General features: G+C 61.6%; 14 protein-coding genes and 1 pseudogene. 7 read left to right on the top strand and 8 right to left on the bottom strand.

What is annotated here, in order from left to right; all coding sequences use genetic code 11:
* Positions 1 to 45 precede the first annotated feature (45 nt).
* On the top strand, positions 46 to 1962 hold the full coding sequence (locus tag QFZ91_RS01810; protein ID WP_429566022.1) for a potassium transporter Kup: 1917 nt from the start codon (positions 46 to 48) through the stop codon (positions 1960 to 1962).
* Between the two features lie 33 nt (positions 1963 to 1995).
* On the opposite strand, the gene QFZ91_RS01805 is transcribed toward QFZ91_RS01810, so the two are convergent.
* A complete protein-coding gene (locus QFZ91_RS01805; RefSeq protein WP_429566021.1) occupies positions 1996 to 3570 on the bottom strand; it encodes an alpha-amylase family glycosyl hydrolase in 1575 nt (524 codons plus the stop codon).
* A gap of 49 nt (positions 3571 to 3619) precedes the next feature.
* Here QFZ91_RS01805 and QFZ91_RS01800 point away from each other — a divergent pair, with 49 nt between their 5' ends.
* Both QFZ91_RS01800 and QFZ91_RS01795 read left to right on the top strand, forming a co-directional pair.
* Positions 3620 to 5284: an alpha-amylase family protein gene (locus tag QFZ91_RS01800; protein ID WP_429566020.1), complete on the top strand. Its 1665-nt coding sequence runs from the start codon at positions 3620 to 3622 to the stop codon at positions 5282 to 5284.
* Between the two features lie 113 nt (positions 5285 to 5397).
* Positions 5398 to 6411 carry a Gfo/Idh/MocA family protein gene (locus QFZ91_RS01795; RefSeq protein WP_429566019.1) on the top strand — a complete coding sequence of 338 codons (1014 nt, stop codon included), beginning with the start codon at positions 5398 to 5400 and terminating at the stop codon, positions 6409 to 6411.
* A gap of 62 nt (positions 6412 to 6473) precedes the next feature.
* On the opposite strand, the gene QFZ91_RS01790 is transcribed toward QFZ91_RS01795, so the two are convergent.
* The 4 genes and pseudogenes from QFZ91_RS01790 to QFZ91_RS01775 all read right to left on the bottom strand — a co-directional run.
* The gene (locus tag QFZ91_RS01790) at positions 6474 to 6821 is read right to left on the bottom strand and encodes a hypothetical protein (protein ID WP_429566632.1); all 348 of its coding nucleotides are present in this window, start codon (positions 6819 to 6821) and stop codon (positions 6474 to 6476) included.
* Positions 6822 to 6954: 133 nt separating this feature from the next.
* On the bottom strand, positions 6955 to 7212 hold the full coding sequence (locus QFZ91_RS01785; protein ID WP_255208872.1) for a hypothetical protein: 258 nt from the start codon (positions 7210 to 7212) through the stop codon (positions 6955 to 6957).
* Positions 7213 to 7337: 125 nt separating this feature from the next.
* On the bottom strand, positions 7338 to 7964 hold the full coding sequence (locus QFZ91_RS01780; protein WP_429566018.1) for a transcriptional regulator: 627 nt from the start codon (positions 7962 to 7964) through the stop codon (positions 7338 to 7340).
* A gap of 13 nt (positions 7965 to 7977) precedes the next feature.
* Positions 7978 to 8112, bottom strand: a pseudogene (locus QFZ91_RS01775) (transcriptional regulator); the annotation flags it as partial.
* A 111-nt stretch (positions 8113 to 8223) separates the two neighbouring features.
* Here QFZ91_RS01775 and QFZ91_RS01770 point away from each other — a divergent pair.
* The gene (locus QFZ91_RS01770; protein WP_429566017.1) at positions 8224 to 9303 is read left to right on the top strand and encodes an alcohol dehydrogenase catalytic domain-containing protein; all 1080 of its coding nucleotides are present in this window, start codon (positions 8224 to 8226) and stop codon (positions 9301 to 9303) included.
* A gap of 19 nt (positions 9304 to 9322) precedes the next feature.
* On the opposite strand, the gene QFZ91_RS01765 is transcribed toward QFZ91_RS01770, so the two are convergent.
* The gene (locus QFZ91_RS01765; protein ID WP_176123614.1) at positions 9323 to 10027 is read right to left on the bottom strand and encodes a GntR family transcriptional regulator; all 705 of its coding nucleotides are present in this window, start codon (positions 10025 to 10027) and stop codon (positions 9323 to 9325) included.
* Positions 10028 to 10230: 203 nt separating this feature from the next.
* Between QFZ91_RS01765 and QFZ91_RS01760 the strand changes: the two genes are divergently transcribed.
* From QFZ91_RS01760 to QFZ91_RS01750, 3 genes are all read left to right on the top strand, one after another.
* Entirely contained in the window at positions 10231 to 11505 is a 1275-nt protein-coding gene (locus tag QFZ91_RS01760; RefSeq protein WP_429566016.1) for a glucarate dehydratase family protein, read from the top strand.
* 72 nt (positions 11506 to 11577) lie between these two features.
* The gene (locus QFZ91_RS01755; RefSeq protein ID WP_429566015.1) at positions 11578 to 12906 is read left to right on the top strand and encodes an MFS transporter; all 1329 of its coding nucleotides are present in this window, start codon (positions 11578 to 11580) and stop codon (positions 12904 to 12906) included.
* Between the two features lie 51 nt (positions 12907 to 12957).
* Positions 12958 to 14247, top strand: coding sequence for an MFS transporter (locus QFZ91_RS01750; RefSeq protein WP_429566014.1), 1290 nt, complete (start codon positions 12958 to 12960; stop codon positions 14245 to 14247).
* Positions 14248 to 14448: 201 nt separating this feature from the next.
* Here the strand turns inward: QFZ91_RS01750 and QFZ91_RS01745 are convergent, their stop codons facing one another.
* Positions 14449 to 14670 carry a lysozyme inhibitor LprI family protein gene (locus tag QFZ91_RS01745; protein ID WP_429566631.1) on the bottom strand — a complete coding sequence of 74 codons (222 nt, stop codon included), beginning with the start codon at positions 14668 to 14670 and terminating at the stop codon, positions 14449 to 14451.
* Positions 14671 to 14778: 108 nt separating this feature from the next.
* Positions 14779 to 15759: a glycosyltransferase family 2 protein gene (locus tag QFZ91_RS01740; RefSeq protein WP_429566013.1), complete on the bottom strand. Its 981-nt coding sequence runs from the start codon at positions 15757 to 15759 to the stop codon at positions 14779 to 14781.
* Positions 15760 to 16109: the final 350 nt, after the last annotated feature.

Raw genomic sequence — 16109 nt, 5'->3', positions numbered from 1 at the left:
CCCACCAATTGCTTGTACGGCATCGCACAACCTTCGTGTAAAAAAATGCCTGAGCAAAAGAGGGAGCAAAGCGACGATTCGTCGTATCGCCGCCAGCGCGGCGGCGGCACGCTCGTGCTAGGCGCACTGGGTGTCGTATTCGGCGACATCGGCACGAGTCCGATCTACGCATTGCGCCAAGCCGCCATCGAAACCGGTTCGATCGACGTGCAGGTCGTGATGGGCACGCTGTCGATGATCGTGTGGGCCGTCGTCATCGTCGTCATACTCAAGTACGCGTGGTACGTGATGGCCGCCGACAATGAAGGCGAAGGCGGCATCATCGCTCTGACGGCGCTGGTTCGATCGGGCTATGAGGACGAAGGGCGGCGGGTGCCGCGTGCGCTGCTACTCGCGGGACTCTTCGGCGCCGCGATGTTCTATGGCGATTCGATGGTAACGCCGGCCGTATCCGTGCTGTCGGCCGTCGAGGGACTGAGCGAGATCAGTCCATCTTTCGATCCATGGGTCGTGCCGATCGCGGCAGCCATCCTGATCGCGCTCTTTTCGTTTCAGCGACGTGGCAGCTCGGTGGTCGGGCGTGCATTCGGTCCCGTGATGGCCGTGTGGTTTCTGTCTCTTGCCTCGGTCGGGCTGTATCGGGTCGCGCAACATCCCGTCGTGTTGCATGCGCTATCGCCGCGATGGGCCGTATCGCTGATGATCGGCCATCCCCGCATCGCATTCACGATTCTCGCCGCCGTGATTCTCGCGCTGACCGGAGCGGAGGCCCTGTATGCCGACATCGGTCACTTCGGACGCCGCGCGATCCGTATTGCGCTCTTCGCCATCGTGTTTCCGTCGATCATCATCGGCTACTTCGGGCAGGCAGCAACCCTGTTGTTCGTGCCCGACTCTTTTCACCAGCCGTTCTTCCACGCTGCGCCGTCGTGGGCGCTCGTGCCGAGCGTCATCATCGCGATGCTCGCGACGATCATCGCTTCGCAAGCGGTGATTTCAGGCGCGTTTTCAATGACGAGTCAGGCGATCGAACTGGGCTTTCTGCCGCGCCTGCGGGTCGTCGAAACGTCAACAACGCAGCGCGGACAGGTCTATTCGCCCGCCGTCAACCTTGTCCTGTTCGTGGCGGTGCTGTTTCTCGTGCTGGCGTTTCGAAGCTCGTCGAACCTGACTTCGGCGTACGGCATCGCAGTCGCGCTGACGATGCTGATCACCACGATCCAGATGATCAGCGTGTCGCGCAACGTCTGGCATTGGCCCAGCTACGGCGTGGCGCTCGTGAGCGCGCCGTTGCTCGTCGTCGACGTGACGCTGGTATCCGCGAACGTGCCGAAAATCGCTTCCGGCGGCTGGTTTCCTGTCGCCGTCGGGCTGATTCTTTTCGTGCTGATGTCGACCTGGAATCGCGGACGCGAGATTGCCGCAACCCATGCGAACGAAGCCGATGCGCTCGACGCGTTCCTGCGCGACGCGCTAGCCGGTCCCGAACCTCCGGCTCGCGTGCCAGGCACGGCGGTTTATCCGGGCAACGCATCGGGCAAGACACCGGCGACATTCAAGAGCAACATCCGCCACAACCGCGTGCTGCACGAGACGACGATTTTTTTCGCCAACATATCGGAGTCGGCGCCGCGTATCGATGACGAAACGCGCATCGACGTGCGAGACCTCGGCAACGGATGCTTCGAGATCATCGCGCATCATGGGTTCGTCGAGCGCCCCAACCTGCCGCGACTGCTTGAATCGCTGGCGGGTCGGTTCGATGGCTGGCACTACGATCCCAGGCACACCACGTTTTTCCTGCCGCGCGATGAAGTCATCAAGGGACGTTCGCACGGCAGCATGACGCGCTGGCGCGAGGCGCTGTTCGGACAGATGGCGTTTCATTCCACGCCCAGCGCGGAATACTATGGGCTTCGAGCGGAAGACGTCGTTGAACTTGGCATTCAGGTGGCGCTTTGAACCGGTGAGTCATCTACCGTTCATGATGGAGAGTCAACGAATCACGATGACCGCCTCGCTGGCGGCAAGCAAATTGGCGCCCTGGACGAAGGCGTCACCGATGCGCGTGGTCACCGTCGATAGCAGCACCATGCCCGCGCGCGATTGCACGGTGGCAGCTTCGGCACCCATGTTCAGCGCGATGAACAGACATTGATTGCCGGAGTGCCGCTCATAGGTCAGCACGTCGCCGTCGGCAACGACATTCTCTATCGTGCCGCGCACGAGCGCGGCGCTGCTGCGGCGCAGGCTCAGCAAACGCCGATACAGCGACAACATGCTCGACATGTCGCCGTCCTGTTCGCGCACGCTCGTCGCGGTCGCAATCGGCAACCACGGTCTGCCGTCCGTGAAGCCCGCATTCGGCAGCGAGCCATCCCATTGCATAGGCGTGCGCTCGGGATCGCGTCCTTGGCAAATGCCCGGTTGCCGGAGCTCCGCCGGGTCCTGAATCTGATCGGACGGGATATAGCCGTCCGTCATGCCGATTTCATCGCCGTAGTAAAGCGTCGGCGTGCCTCGTAGTGTCAACAGCAGCACAGCGGCCACACGTGCCTGTGCCGCGCCGACGCGCGACGCAACGCGCGGATTGTCGTGGTTTCCCAGCACCCAGTTCGGCCACGCGTATTCGGGCAACGCAACGTCGTAATCCCGGATCATGCTGGCGATGTTCTCCGCATTCCATCTCGCGCTGAGCAACTGAAAATTGAACGGCATATGCGCTCCTTCGCCTTTCACGCCGTAATACTTCACCAGTTGCGCAACAGTCAGATAGATTTCGCCGATCAGCACGCGCTCGCCGTATTCGTCCAGCGTGGCTCGCATCGAGCGGACGAGTTCATGTACTTCCGGCTGATCCTCGGTGTAAGTTTGCAACAGTCGATGATGGTCCGGCTCGCCGGGCAAATAGCCGGGATTGGGCGGATTGTCGCGAAACTGCGCGTCCTTGATCAACAGCCACAGCACGTCCACGCGGAAGCCGTCCACGCCGAGGTCGAGCCAGAACCGCAGCACCTGGTCCATCGCGCGGCGCACTTCGGGGTTGCGCCAGTTCAGGTCAGGCTGCTCGCGCAGAAACGCGTGATAGTAGTACTGCCCCGTCACCTCGTCCCACTCCCACGCCGAGCCGCCCATGCGGCTCAACCAGTTGTTCGGCGGTCCGCTATCGGGCGCGGGATCGCGCCACAGATACCAGTCCCGTTTCGGATTGTCTCGCGACGAGCGGCTTTGCTCGAACCACGGATGCCGGTTCGACGAATGATTCGGCACGAAATCGAGCAGCACCTTGAGCCCGAGCCGATGCGCGTGGCCCATCAATTGCTTGAACCCGTCCAGAGTGCCGAACATCGGATCGATGTTGCAGTAGTCCGCGACGTCATAGCCAAAGTCGGCCATCGGCGACGGGTAGATTGGGGAGATCCACACCGCATCGACGCCTAGCGCCGCGACGTATTCAAGGCGCGCGCTGATGCCGGACAGATCGCCGATGCCATCGCCGTTACTGTCCTGAAACGAGCGCGGATAGATCTGATAGATCACACCGCGTTGCCACCACGCAAGCTCCGACATTGCAATTCCTCTTCACGATCGATAGTTTAGGCGCCCCCGCGCGGAACCTATGCTTAATGACCTCTGGTACAAGAACACGATCATTTACTGCCTTTCGGTAGGCACCTTCATGGACGCGAATGGCGACGGTGTCGGCGACTTCGAGGGGCTGATGCGCAGGCTCGATTACCTGCAAGGGCTCGGCATGACGACGATCTGGCTGATGCCCTTCCACCCGTCGCCAGGACGCGATAACGGTTACGACGTTTGCGACTATTACAACGTCGATCCGAAGTACGGCACGCTCGGCGATTTCGCCGAGTTCACGCATGCGTGCGCCCAGCGGGGCTTGCGAGTGATCATCGATCTCGTCGTCAATCACACATCCGACCAGCATCCGTGGTTCCTGGAAGCACGCAGCGATCCCAAGTCGAAATATCGCGACTGGTATGTCTGGTCGGACGACAAACCGCCCGATGCGCAACGCGGCGTGGCGTTTCCGGGCGTGCAGAAGTCGACCTGGAGTTTCGACAAGCGGGCAAAACGCTGGTACTTCCATCGCTTCTACGATTTTCAACCGGACCTGAATACTTCCAATCCGCATGTGCAGGCGGAGCTGCTGAAGATCATGGGCTTCTGGATTCAGCTCGGCGTGTCCGGATTCCGCATGGACGCGGTGCCCTTCGTCATCGCGACGAAGGGCCCGAAGGTGCGCCGCCCCGTCGAGCAGTACGACTTGTTGCGAACGTTTCGCGAGTTTCTGCAGTGGCGCGAAGGCGACGCGATCATTCTGGCCGAAGCCAACGTTCTGCCCAAATCGGATCTCCAGTATTTCGGCGACGAGGGCGAGCGCTTGCCGATGATGTTCAACTTTCGCGTCAATCAAAACACCTTCTACACGCTCGCGACGGGCAACACGAAGCCGTTGAAGGACGCGCTGCTTGCGACGAAACCACGGCCGCCGACTGCGCAATGGGGGGTGTTTCTGCGCAATCACGACGAACTCGATCTCGGCCGGCTTACGCCCGCTCAGCGCGAGGCAGTGTTCGCCGCCTTCGCCCCGGACCCCGACATGCAGCTGTATGGACGCGGCATCCGCCGCAGACTTGCGCCGATGCTGTCCGGCGACAGACGCCGTCTCGAGCTCGCCTACAGCCTGATGCTGAGTTTGCCGGGCACGCCCGTGTTCCGGTATGGCGATGAAATCGGCATGGGCGACGATCTGCATCGGCCCGAACGCCAATGTGCGCGCACCCCGATGCAATGGTCGGGCGAGCCGCAAGGCGGCTTCACGAGCCATTCGAACCCGCCTGTGCCGGCGATCTCCGGCGGGGCTTATGGGTTCGAGCGGGTCAACGTGGCAAAGCAGCGGCGCGATCCCGATTCGTTTCTCAACTGGACCGAGCGGATGATTCGCATGCGCCGGGAAGTGCCGGAAGTCAGCTGGGGGGACTTCGAAGTGCTGCCCACCTCGCGAAACGATGTGCTCGCGGTCGGTTATCACTGGCGCAACAACTCCGTGCTGTTTCTGCATAACTTCCGCGCCGAGGCGTGCACCGTCGAATTCCGCCTCAGCTCCAACGAACCCGGGCGGGATTCGCTGATCAATCTACTGTCCGACGACCACAGCGGCGCTGACGATGACGGCCGTCACACGGTGATGCTCGAGCCGTTCGGATACCGATGGTATCGGGTGGGCGGCCTCGACTATCTGCTCAAGCGGACCGAGGTCTAGCGACGACGAGCCACGGTTAAACTGATACGATCGCATGCTCCTGGTCGTTCGCGGACTCACGCGAATGCTCAGCCTGCTCGACTCATCGGATACGCAATCGGAAAAGGGATGTCATGGCAAAGGATCAAATAGTCTGGGGAATTTTGGGCGCCGCAAAGATCAACGACAAGGTGGTCGTGCCCATGCACAACGCGCCGAAGTGCCGGGTGAAAGGCATCGCGTCGCGCTCTCTGGAGAAGGCGCGGGAAGCCGCGGCCAAATATGGTCTGGCTGTCGCATACGACGGTTACGAGGCGCTGCTCGCGGACCCGGAAATCGACGCGGTCTATATTCCATTGCCCAATCATCTCCACGTGGAATGGACGATCAAAGCGGTCGAGGCGGGCAAGCACGTGCTGTGTGAGAAACCGATCAGCCTGGACGCGCAACAGGTCGAACGGCTGATCGCCGCGCGCGACAAGAGCGGCCGATACATCCAGGAAGCCTTCATGGTTCGCACGCATCCGCAATGGTTGAAGGTGCGGACCCTGATCGACGAAGGCGCGATCGGCGAATTGCGGGCAGTGACCGGCGGTTTCACCTATCACAACACGAACGAAGACAATATCCGCAATAAGAGCGAGCTAGGCGGCGGCGGTCTGCTCGATATTGGTTGCTATCCGATCACGACGTCGCGCTTCACGATCGGGCGTGAGCCACGGCGCGTAGTAGCGCTGGTGGAACAGGATCCTGCCTTCAAGGTAGACCGGCTCGGCTCCGTGCTGATGGACTTCGATGGCGTGCAGGCGAGTTTCTTTTACTCGACTCAGACCTATCCGTACCAGCGGATGCAATTTCACGGCACCAAGGGGAGAATCGAAGTCGAAATTCCGTTCAATGCGCCACACGATCGACCGACGCGTCTGCTAGTCAGTGAGCACAATAGCGACGGTGTCGCGACTGAGCGCTGGCTGGAAGTTCCGGTGTGCGATCAATACGGCGTAGCCGCCACCACGTTCGCGGAGGCGATCCTGAGTGGAGGCCCGCAAGCTATTCCGCTGGAAGATGCGCGCGCAAATATGCGGGTGATCGATGCCGTGTTCCGCTCGGCTCAGTCGGGCGCGTGGGAGAGCATCGCCCAAGCTTGAAGTGCAAAGCTGGGGCGAGCTGTGCGGGTCAACGCGCGGGAAGTGCCCCAGCTGTCTGATCTCTACTTGGCTGGCGCAGTCACATCGCAATCGCCGCCATGGGTGCCGCCGCCAGTGTTTTTCAGCGTCAGCACGAGCCTGCTGCCCCGGTTTGCCGTCATGATCTGACCGTAGCTAACCGTCGGAATGAACTGGATATCCGGCGCGACCGCCACTGGCGGATTTCTCGCACCGTCGACGGTCAGGTCGAGCTCCACGGTGATCGAGTCGATTGCGGCGCCCAAGTCCTGCTTGCGGCCAGCCTGATCTTTGCGGAAATTGCACAGGCCCTGGAGAACCTGCTCGAGGGCAGTCGGGATATCGACCGGCTTACCCGGTGCGATCGGAGGCGTGTTACAGCCGACGATCATGAACGGCAAGGTGCAAAGCGCTACATATCGCCAGGCTCGCATCGGCTCCCCCGCTTGATGTGGTGGACGTGGTGTCTGCCTTCCCATGCTGTCGCTGGTTCAGTGCCCAGCCGGCGCACGCGAACTCAAACGCTCAATACTTGATATTCCTGGCCGCCTGACGGCCGCCCTGCTTGGTTTGCCGCTTGTCCTGCCGGCATTGCGAATTGCTCTTCTGATCCGCGGCTCTGCACTCCTGCTTCGTATGACGGGCACCCTGGCGTGTCTCCTGGCGCACGTCGCGTCCAGCACGACGTTGCTGAGCCTGTTCAGTTGCCCAGGCGCTTCCCGCGCAAGCCATCGCGGACACGGCGATGACCGCGAGCGCGAACTGCCGGCTCCATGAAAACATGGCGGCCTCCCTGACAGGTTGCATGTGAGTATTCCGGCTTTGTACAAGGGTGCCACGCGTGGGAGTCGCGTCAATCGGACCAAGGTCCTAGGGCCGTCGCGATGGCTTTGTCAGGCGGGCGAAGCTCAAACGGGTGTGTAGATCGAGAGTTTGAGCGACGGGTCGTCGTTCGCCTGAAACGTAGCGTATTGGTAACGTTGGATACCACGCTGAGGATGCGCGAGTACTTTCTCGCCGGACGCGCCGCCACGGACGTCATGCGCGATCCACCAGCTAGCGAACTCCGCACTCGACGAACGCAGGCGCTCCACTAGCTGGACGAACGATGGATCGGTGGCGAAGAGATCATGCGTTGCGCGAAAGAGCGCGATCATGCGGCGCGCTTCGTCTTCCCACGCGGGTCCGAATAGCCGTCGCGCTTCCGGGTCGATGAACATGAAAACGAGGATATTGCGGTCCGCCTCGGTCAGCCGATCGAATCCGAGTAGTTCGGCGGCCGCCCGGTTCCACGCCAGGATGTCCCACCGCCTGCCGGTCACGTATGCCGGCAGGCCCAGGTCTGAAACGATGCGCGCGATTGCCGGCGGCACTTTCTCGGCAGCAAACGTCCGCTGATCGTTGCTGCGCGCGAGCGCCCGCAGATGCGCGGCTTCTGCTTTGCCAAGCCGCAGCGCGCGAGCAAGCGCGTCGAGGGTGGCATCGGATGGGGCTGACCGTTCGCCCCTGCTCCAGCCGCACATACCAGTCGACACCGATGCCCGCCAGTTCGGCAACTTCTTCCCGCCGCAGACCCGGCGTACGACGGCGCCGGCCGCTCCCGAGCCGCCCCGATGCCGGGCTCAGCTTCTCCCGGCGCGACCGCAGAAAATCGCCAAACTCGCTCCGTTTGGATGCCGGCATGTTCGTCCTCGCAAGGAGGTATCGATGAATCCTGGGATAGTACCAGGCCTTGTTGCCTATTCTACGTTCGCCAGAATGACCTCGTCAGACCACCCTTGACGGAGAACGACGATGAAAGCTGCAATCCTGAATTCGCTCGAGCGACCGCTCGCGATTACGCAAATGCCGGATCCGGAAATCGGCACGGGCGAGGTGATCGTGGATGTCGCCGCCGCGCCGGTGCTGTCATACGCGAATGAAGTGTTCAACGGGCAGCGCCGCTATCCGCTCGAGCTGCCGATCGTGCCCGGTTGCGGCGCGATCGGTCGTGTAAGAGCGAGCGGTCCCGATGCGACTCATCTGAAGGTGGGCGACTGGGTGTTCTGCGATCCGACAGTGCGCTCGCGCGACGACGCGTTGATGCCCGATATAGCGCTGCAGGGTTGGAGTTCGCGTGGAGACGGGGGCTTGCGACTGCAACGGTACTTTCACGACGGCCCGTTCGCCGAACAGGTGCGTGTGCCGACCGAGAACGCGGTTCGCATCGGCGACATCGATCCTGACGAGGCGGCGCGCTGGTGTGCGCTCAACGTGATGCTCGTGCCTTATGGCGGGCTGCTTGCGGCCGCGCTGCGGGCTGGCGAAACGCTGCTCGTCAGCGGGGCCACCGGCAACTTCGGCAGCGCCTGCGTGGCTGTCGCCCTCGCGATGGGAGCGCGCTGCGTGGTCGCGCCGGGACGCAATGCGGAAGCACTCGACGATCTGAAACAGCGCTTCGGCGCGCGTGTGCGCCCGGTCAGACTTTCAGGCGATGAACAGACGGATCGCGAACTGATGCAACAGGCGGCTCCTTGCCCTATCGATTGCGTCATCGATCTGCTGCCGCCCTCGGCGCCCGTCACGGCCGTGCGTGCCGCGATGAGGGCCGTGCGGCCGTACGGCCGCGTCATTTTGATGGGTGGCGTGGGCATGCTGGGCGATGCTGGGCTCGATCTGCCATATCCGTGGCTCATGCGCAACGACATCACCGTGCGCGGCAAATGGATGTATCCGACGGAAGCCGTGACGCTGATGACGGGCCTGATTCGCTCGGGGCTGCTCGATCTCCGCCATTTCGACGTCAAGACATTCCCGCTCGATCGCGCCAATGAAGCGGTGTCCCACGCGGCCGCAAACGGCGGTCCATTCAGAATGACCGTGATCCAGCCGTAGCCAGCGATTCAGCAAACGCTCACTCGTCCGCCAAAAAATTCGGATGACTCGTGCGAATCTGATCGATCTGACTCAGCGTCCCCGACAGATGCTTGCGTAGCGCCGCCTGCGCGGCCTCGACATCGCCTTTGTCGATCGCATCGACGATCTCCGTATGATCGCGCACGACCGCCATCGTCTTGCCCTCCGCCGGCAGATTCAGGCGCCGCAGCCGGTCGATATGCCCGCTCAGCCTGCGCACCAGGTCCCACAGCTGCGGCACGCCCGCCGCCTCGTACATCTGCCGATGAAACGCCTGATCGAGCAGCGAGAACTCCTCGTAGTTCTTCAGGTCGAGCAATTCCGTTTGCCGGGCGATCGTGACGCGCAGTTCCGCGATCAGCGTGGCGTTGCGCTGCTCCGCGAGCGTGCGCACCACTTCGAGTTCGATCGAGCGGCGCAGGAAATGCGCCTGCAGCGCGGAGGTCACTTTGATCTGACTAACGACCGTCGCGTGCTGCGGATAGATATCGACGAGTCCTTCCTCGCCGAGCTTCATCAGCGCGTCGCGCACCGGCGTCTGGCTGAGCCCATAGCGGTTCGCGAGCTCGGTGCGCGACAGCACCGTGCCCGGCGTCAATTCGAGAGAAAGGATCATTTCGCGCAGTCGTTCGAAGACTTGCGGCGCAGCGTGGCGGGAGCGGTCGAGCCGGGTGACCGTCGACGAGTGAGCGTGGTTTTTCATGGCAGAAATTGAAGCTTGGAAGCAGGCGGACCGACGGGGCGGTCCGCTGAGGCACTAGTACTATAGCCGACGCTCGCCGCTTCTAGCGGGCTTGCAAGCGGAATTCGCCACGAAGTGGACATGAGAGTTTACCCCACTAACGCACTAATATATTAGTGCTTTACTATCCGGCCCATCAAACTCCACTTATGCCGATTGACATCATGACTCGCGACATCACCATCACCCAGGTGCGCATCACCCCGATCGCCTTCCGCGACGGCCCGCTGCTCAACGCCGCCGGAATCCACGAACCTTGGGCGCTGCGCGCCATCGTCGAACTGGAGACGAGCGACGGCCGCGTCGGCATCTCCGAGACCTATGGCGACGAACCGATGCTGCGTGTGCTCGAACAGGCGAAGTCGCTGGTGAACGGGCTGTCGCCGTTCGACCTCAATCGCATGGAAGAACGCGTGCGGGGCACGATCAAGGCGACCCCGGGCGCGGTCGAATTCGAACTCGCGCCCGGCTCGCATGCGGCGAAGAACGCGCCGAAAGTCATCAGCACGCTCGAAGTCGCGATGCTCGACCTGCAAGGGCAAATCGTCGGCGCGCCGATCGTCGATCTGCTTGGCGGCAAGGTGCGCGACGCCGTGCCGTACAGCGCCTATCTGTTCTTCAAGTACGCCGAGCACATCGACAAGCCCTATGCGCCCGATGCCTGGGGCGAAGGCCTGAGCCCCGAGCAGATCGTCGCGCAGGCGCGTCGGATGATCGAGCTGTATGGTTTCCAGAGCATCAAGCTGAAGGGCGGCGTGTTCGAGCCGGCACACGAAATCGCGTGCATGCGCGCGCTGCATCAGGCGTTCCCCGGCGTGCCGCTGCGCCTCGACCCGAACGCGAACTGGACGCTCGAAACGAGCATCGCCGCCGCCCCTGAACTCGACGAACTGCTCGAGTACTACGAAGACCCGTGCCCGAGTCTCGAAGGCATGGCCGAACTGGCGAAGCACACGCGCCTGCCGCTCGCGACCAACATGGTCATCACGACGATGGAAGATTTCCGCCGCGGCGCCGAGATGGGTTCGGTCAAGGTCCTGCTGTCGGATCACCATTACTGGGGCGGCCTGCGCGCGACCCAGACGCTCGCGCGCATGTGCAAGCTGTGGGATCTCGGCATGTCGATGCACTCGAACTCGCACCTCGGCATCAGCTTGATGGCGATGACGCACGTCGCGGCCAGCATCCCCAACCTGACCTATGCGTGCGACACGCACTACCCGTGGCAGGAGGAAGAAGTCATCAAGGGCGGCCGTGTCACGTTCGACAACGGCTCGGTGCGTGTGCCCACCACGCCGGGCCTCGGCGTCGAGCTCGACCGCGAGCGGCTCGCCGAACTGCATGCGCAGTATCTGTCGTGCGGCGTGCGCAATCGCGATGACCTCTCGCAGATGCGCAAGTACGAACCGGGCTTCACCGGCAAGAATCCGCGCTTTTAATTCTCGCTTCCAAATCCGCGCCTACGAGGCCCGCGACGCGCAATGCGCGTCGCCATCGAAGGAGACAACCCCATGAGTAGCCCGATTGCCGACACGGCGCGGCCCGAGCTCGCCGGCGCGCTGGCGAGCGCGGTGCACAAGATCAAGTGGCGCGTGCTGCCGCTGTTCGTCGTGATGTTCATCGTCAACTACATCGACCGCGTGAACATCGGCTTCGTGCGCCAGCATCTGAGCGCCGATCTGGGCATCGGCGCGGCGGCCTACGGGCTCGGCGCGGGGCTCTTCTTCATCAGCTACGCGATCTTCGAAGTGCCGTCGAACATCCTGCTGCAGCGCTACGGCGCGAAGCTGTGGCTCGCGCGCATCATGCTCACGTGGGGGCTGGCCGCGGCCGGCATGGCATTCGTGCGCGGCGAAACGTCGTTCTACGCGATGCGGCTGCTGCTCGGCGCGGCCGAAGCGGGCTTCTTTCCCGGCGTCATCTACTACTTCACGCAATGGCTGCCGAGCAACGAGCGCGGCAAGGCGATGGCGATCTTCCTGAGCGGCTCGGCGCTCGCGTCGGTGCTGTCCGGGCCGATCTCCGGCGGGCTGATGCTGATCGAAGGCGCGGGGCTGCGTGGCTGGCAGTGGATGTTCATCATCGAAGGCATGTTCTCGGTCGTGCTCGCGGGCTTCATCCTGCTGTGGCTCGACTCGAAGCCGCGCGACGCCGCTTGGCTCACCCGCGCCGAGCAGGACGCGGTGCTGGGTGCGATCGACGAAGAGCAACGCCAGCGCGCCGCCGCGCACCCGGTCAAGCCGTCGCTCGGAACCCTGCTGCGCGATCCGCAAATCCTGATCTTTTGCCTGATCTACTTCGCGGTATCGCTGACCATCTACGGTGCGACTTTCTGGCTGCCCAGCATCATCCACAAGATGGGCCATTTCAACGACTTCCAGGTCGGCCTGTTCAACTCGATTCCGTGGCTGATCTCGATCGCGGCGATGTATCTGTTCGCGATGCTCGCGGCGCGCTTCAAATTCCAGCAGGCGTGGGTCGCGTGTGTGCTGCTGATCGCCGCGCTCGGCATGTATGCGGCTGGCCAGGGCGGCCCGGTGTTCTCGTTCGTCGCGATCTGCTTTGCTGCGATCGGCTTCAAGGCGGCCTCGTCGCTGTTCTGGGTGATCCCGCAGGGCTATCTCGACGCGCGGATTTCCGCCGCGGTGCTTGCGCTGATCAACTCGATCGGCAATCTCGGCGGCTTCGTGGCGCCGGCGACCTTCGGCTTCCTCGAACAGAAGACCGGCTCGATCGAGGGCGGCCTCACTGGACTCGCGGTGATGTCGGTGATTGCCGCCGGGGTCGTGTTCTTCTCGCGCATGAGCCCGCGCGAAGGATTGCCGGCCTCAGCGCATTGACCGTATCGAACCACCATATAGACACATTTTCAGAAACCTTCAGGAGACTCGATGAAAACACTAGAAGCTACGACGGCCGCCGCACGGACGGTCGTCGGACGATACCGATGGACCATCTGCGCGATGATCTTCGCGGCAACGACGATCAACTACATGGATCGTCAGATGCTCGGGCTGCTCGCGCCGCTGTTGCAAAAAGATATCGGTTGGAACCAGGTGCAGTATGCGCAGACCGTGATGGTGTTTACGGTCGCCTATGCGGTGGGTCTCGCGATCTTCGGCCGCATCGCCGATCGCGTCAGCACGAAGAAGGTCTACGGCAGCGCGATGGCGCTGTGGAGTCTCGCGGCGATGCTGCACGCGGTGGCATCGACCGTGCCGGGTTTCGCGGCCGTACGCGGTCTGCTCGGCTTCGGCGAAGCGGCCAATTTTCCGGTTGCGATCCGCACTACCGCCACGTGGTTTCCGAAGAAGGAACGCGCGCTAGCGACGGGCTTCTGGAACATGGGCGCGACGATCGGCGGCATCGTGGCGCCGGCCTTCGTGCCGATCGCCGCGGTGATGTGGGGCTGGCGCGCGACGTTCATCGCGGGCGGCGCGACCGGTTTCGTCTGGCTGGCAGTGTGGTGGCTGGTTTATCGGCAGCCTTCGGAGCATCCGTCGGTGTCGAAGGAAGAACTCGCCTACATCAATGCTGATCGCGAAGAAGTCGTCGAGCAGAAAGTCAGCTGGTTGTCGGTGCTCAAGTACCGCGAAACGTGGGCGTTCGTCTTCGGCAAGCTGCTGACCGATCCGGTGTGGTGGTTCTATCTGTTCTGGCTGCCCAAGTGGCTCAATGAGTCGCGCCATATCGACATCGCCCACATGGGTCTGCCGCTGATCGCAATCTACACGATGTCATCGATCGGCAGCGTGGCGGGTGGCTGGCTGTCGTCGCGTTTGATGGCGCGCACCAACCGGCCGAATTTCGCGCGCAAGCTCACGATGCTCATCTGTGCATTGTGCGTGGTGCCGATCGCAACGTTGTCGGCATTCCAGAGCCTGTGGTGGGCGGTGCTCGCCGTTGGCCTCGCGGCAGCGGCGCACCAGGGCTGGTCGGCGAATCTCGTCACGACGGTCGGCGACGTGTTTCCGAAGCGGGTGGTCGGCACGGTGGTCGGTATCGGCGGCGTGGCGGGGATGGTCGGTTCGTTCTTCTTCTCGGGCGTGATCGGCGAGACCTTGCAGCGCACTGGGAATTATTGGGCGCTGTTTACGGTCGGCGCATCGGCGTATCTGGTTGCACTGGGCATCATTCATCTGTTGATGCCCCGGATGACGGCGGTGAAGTTGCGCGATTGATGTAGCGTTTGTCGGTGAAACAACCGGAGGGCGGGGACGCATGATTGGCGTCACCCGCTTTTTTTGTCAGGACGGGGATGCAGCGGAGTTGATCCAGTGAGTGATTAGCACTCACGCTTACTGATTGATTGGCTTTGTCAGTTCATCGAGCCGATTCCTGGTAATTCTCGTCATGCAGTCCCAAAACTCGACGAATCGCAACTACGCCTGTCCAACCTCATACACTTCCGCAAAACATTCGTTGTCGCGATAGAGCTTCCAGCCCTCCTGCCCTCTCCGCAAATACGGAAGTGCCTCGGGTTCGCTATTTGCTCGACGTTCGTTGTCGCCGTCAGCCATGATCCGCTCGATTGCGGATACCTTCTTTTCGAGCGTCCGTGAAATGCGTTTGAAATCGTGCTGAGCGCAAGCCGAAACGGCCATTATCGCTAGGGCATTTGCCGGTGAAATATTGAATACGGTTCTCCACGAAGCGTGACGAACATTTCGTCGAGATGCCATGTACTACGCCGGATCGCGCATTCTGCTGTGTCAGCGGCGGTTGAAGCGTCTCACGACGCAATAAAAGATCCACGGATGGATCTTGAGCATGGTCATAGTGATGGAAAGCTTCAGATGCCGATCGGCAAACAGGCCAAGCAGGTGCTTCACGCGCAGCTTCTCCGATACGCTTTGCAGAATAGGGCTCGCGAGGCGGTAGGTCGGCGCGGTGATCGCGGTCTGAAACGCGATCGCGCGGAATGCCCAGCTGTATTTGAGCCGGAAGAAGAGGCGCTTGTAGTCGGTAATCGGGAGGGACGCGGTATTTTTCTCCACGCGGTCCATGATGGCAAAAAGGTCGACGACCTGCGGGTTGAAGCGTCTCGAAATTCCTGATTCACGGATCATGTATGAATAGAGGTTGTCCGGAATGAGGCGCACCACTTTCGAGTTGGCGAGCGTTTGCACCGACACGCAAACGTCTTCGAAAATGAGACCGCACGGATGATCGGCTGCGACGAAGATGGAGCGGCGCACAAGCTTGTTCCAGCAAAAGGCTTGCAGCTTGAGTTCGAGAATTTTCTGGACGGCTTCCACGCCAGTGATAATCCCGTCGCCGGAATCGATCCGAGCGTTGACGGCGCCATCGGGACTGATGCGCTCGGCGGCGAAAATGACGACATCGGCGTCGTGCTGGTCGGCTTCGCGCAGCACGGTGCAAATGAGATCGCGATGGACGTGGTCGTCGCTGTCAACGCAGAGCACATAGTCGCCCCGCGCTTCCGATGCTGCGATTTTTCGCGTTTCAGCGAGCCCTTTGTTGTCGATGTTTCTGATTAACTTCCACGAAATGCGATCCTGTTGCGCGAGAACCCGGGCGGCGATTTCACCGGAACGATCGGGGCTGCAGTCGTCGACGGCGATGATTTCGAAATCGGTGCAGGATTGTGACAGCAGTGAGTCGAGACAGTCCTCGATATAGTCCTCGACCTTGTAGATAGGCAGCAGAACGCTGATTCTCGGTGCGGACATAGACAATGCTCCTGGAGGTAAACGAGGCGTGAACTACCCGTTGTATATCGCATAATCCCTGCTTCGCGAACAAATCAACTAATCACGAATCATGTTGTGGGAGCAAATCGGGCCGACCTGAAGTGCCGGCAGTCTGGGTCTACCAAGATCGCCAGCAACTGAAATAATCAGACAATTAATCGGGTAGAACGAGACTATGCCCTCGCGGCGCAATCTTAGGACAAAGTCGAGCAGCATGCGGCCAAGAACGAAGGTACTCAAAAGAGTAGAATGCATCGCTGTACCAATATATTGTAGGAATCGGCACAAATTGGTGAGGTATTGGCGTATTCCGCCACTGGGGCAGTGGA

Origin of the sequence: Paraburkholderia sp. JPY419 (assembly GCF_050435705.1) — a bacterium.
GTDB lineage: Bacteria > Pseudomonadota > Gammaproteobacteria > Burkholderiales > Burkholderiaceae > Paraburkholderia > Paraburkholderia youngii.
This window is presented reverse-complemented; position numbering and strand designations above follow the sequence as displayed.

What these genes read in the sequence shown, in the direction of transcription:
- QFZ91_RS01810 (WP_429566022.1), top strand. Translation starts at nt 46, where the DNA reads ATGCCTGAGCAAAAGAGGGAGCAAAGCGACGATTCGTCGTATCGCCGC.
- QFZ91_RS01805 (WP_429566021.1), bottom strand. Translation starts at nt 3,570, where the DNA reads ATGTCGGAGCTTGCGTGGTGGCAACGCGGTGTGATCTATCAGATCTAT.
- QFZ91_RS01800 (WP_429566020.1), top strand. Translation starts at nt 3,620, where the DNA reads ATGCTTAATGACCTCTGGTACAAGAACACGATCATTTACTGCCTTTCG.
- QFZ91_RS01795 (WP_429566019.1), top strand. Translation starts at nt 5,398, where the DNA reads ATGGCAAAGGATCAAATAGTCTGGGGAATTTTGGGCGCCGCAAAGATC.
- QFZ91_RS01790 (WP_429566632.1), bottom strand. Translation starts at nt 6,821, where the DNA reads ATGATCGTCGGCTGTAACACGCCTCCGATCGCACCGGGTAAGCCGGTC.
- QFZ91_RS01785 (WP_255208872.1), bottom strand. Translation starts at nt 7,212, where the DNA reads ATGTTTTCATGGAGCCGGCAGTTCGCGCTCGCGGTCATCGCCGTGTCC.
- QFZ91_RS01770 (WP_429566017.1), top strand. Translation starts at nt 8,224, where the DNA reads ATGAAAGCTGCAATCCTGAATTCGCTCGAGCGACCGCTCGCGATTACG.
- QFZ91_RS01765 (WP_176123614.1), bottom strand. Translation starts at nt 10,027, where the DNA reads ATGAAAAACCACGCTCACTCGTCGACGGTCACCCGGCTCGACCGCTCC.
- QFZ91_RS01760 (WP_429566016.1), top strand. Translation starts at nt 10,231, where the DNA reads ATGACTCGCGACATCACCATCACCCAGGTGCGCATCACCCCGATCGCC.
- QFZ91_RS01755 (WP_429566015.1), top strand. Translation starts at nt 11,578, where the DNA reads ATGAGTAGCCCGATTGCCGACACGGCGCGGCCCGAGCTCGCCGGCGCG.
- QFZ91_RS01750 (WP_429566014.1), top strand. Translation starts at nt 12,958, where the DNA reads ATGAAAACACTAGAAGCTACGACGGCCGCCGCACGGACGGTCGTCGGA.
- QFZ91_RS01745 (WP_429566631.1), bottom strand. Translation starts at nt 14,670, where the DNA reads ATGGCCGTTTCGGCTTGCGCTCAGCACGATTTCAAACGCATTTCACGG.
- QFZ91_RS01740 (WP_429566013.1), bottom strand. Translation starts at nt 15,759, where the DNA reads ATGTCCGCACCGAGAATCAGCGTTCTGCTGCCTATCTACAAGGTCGAG.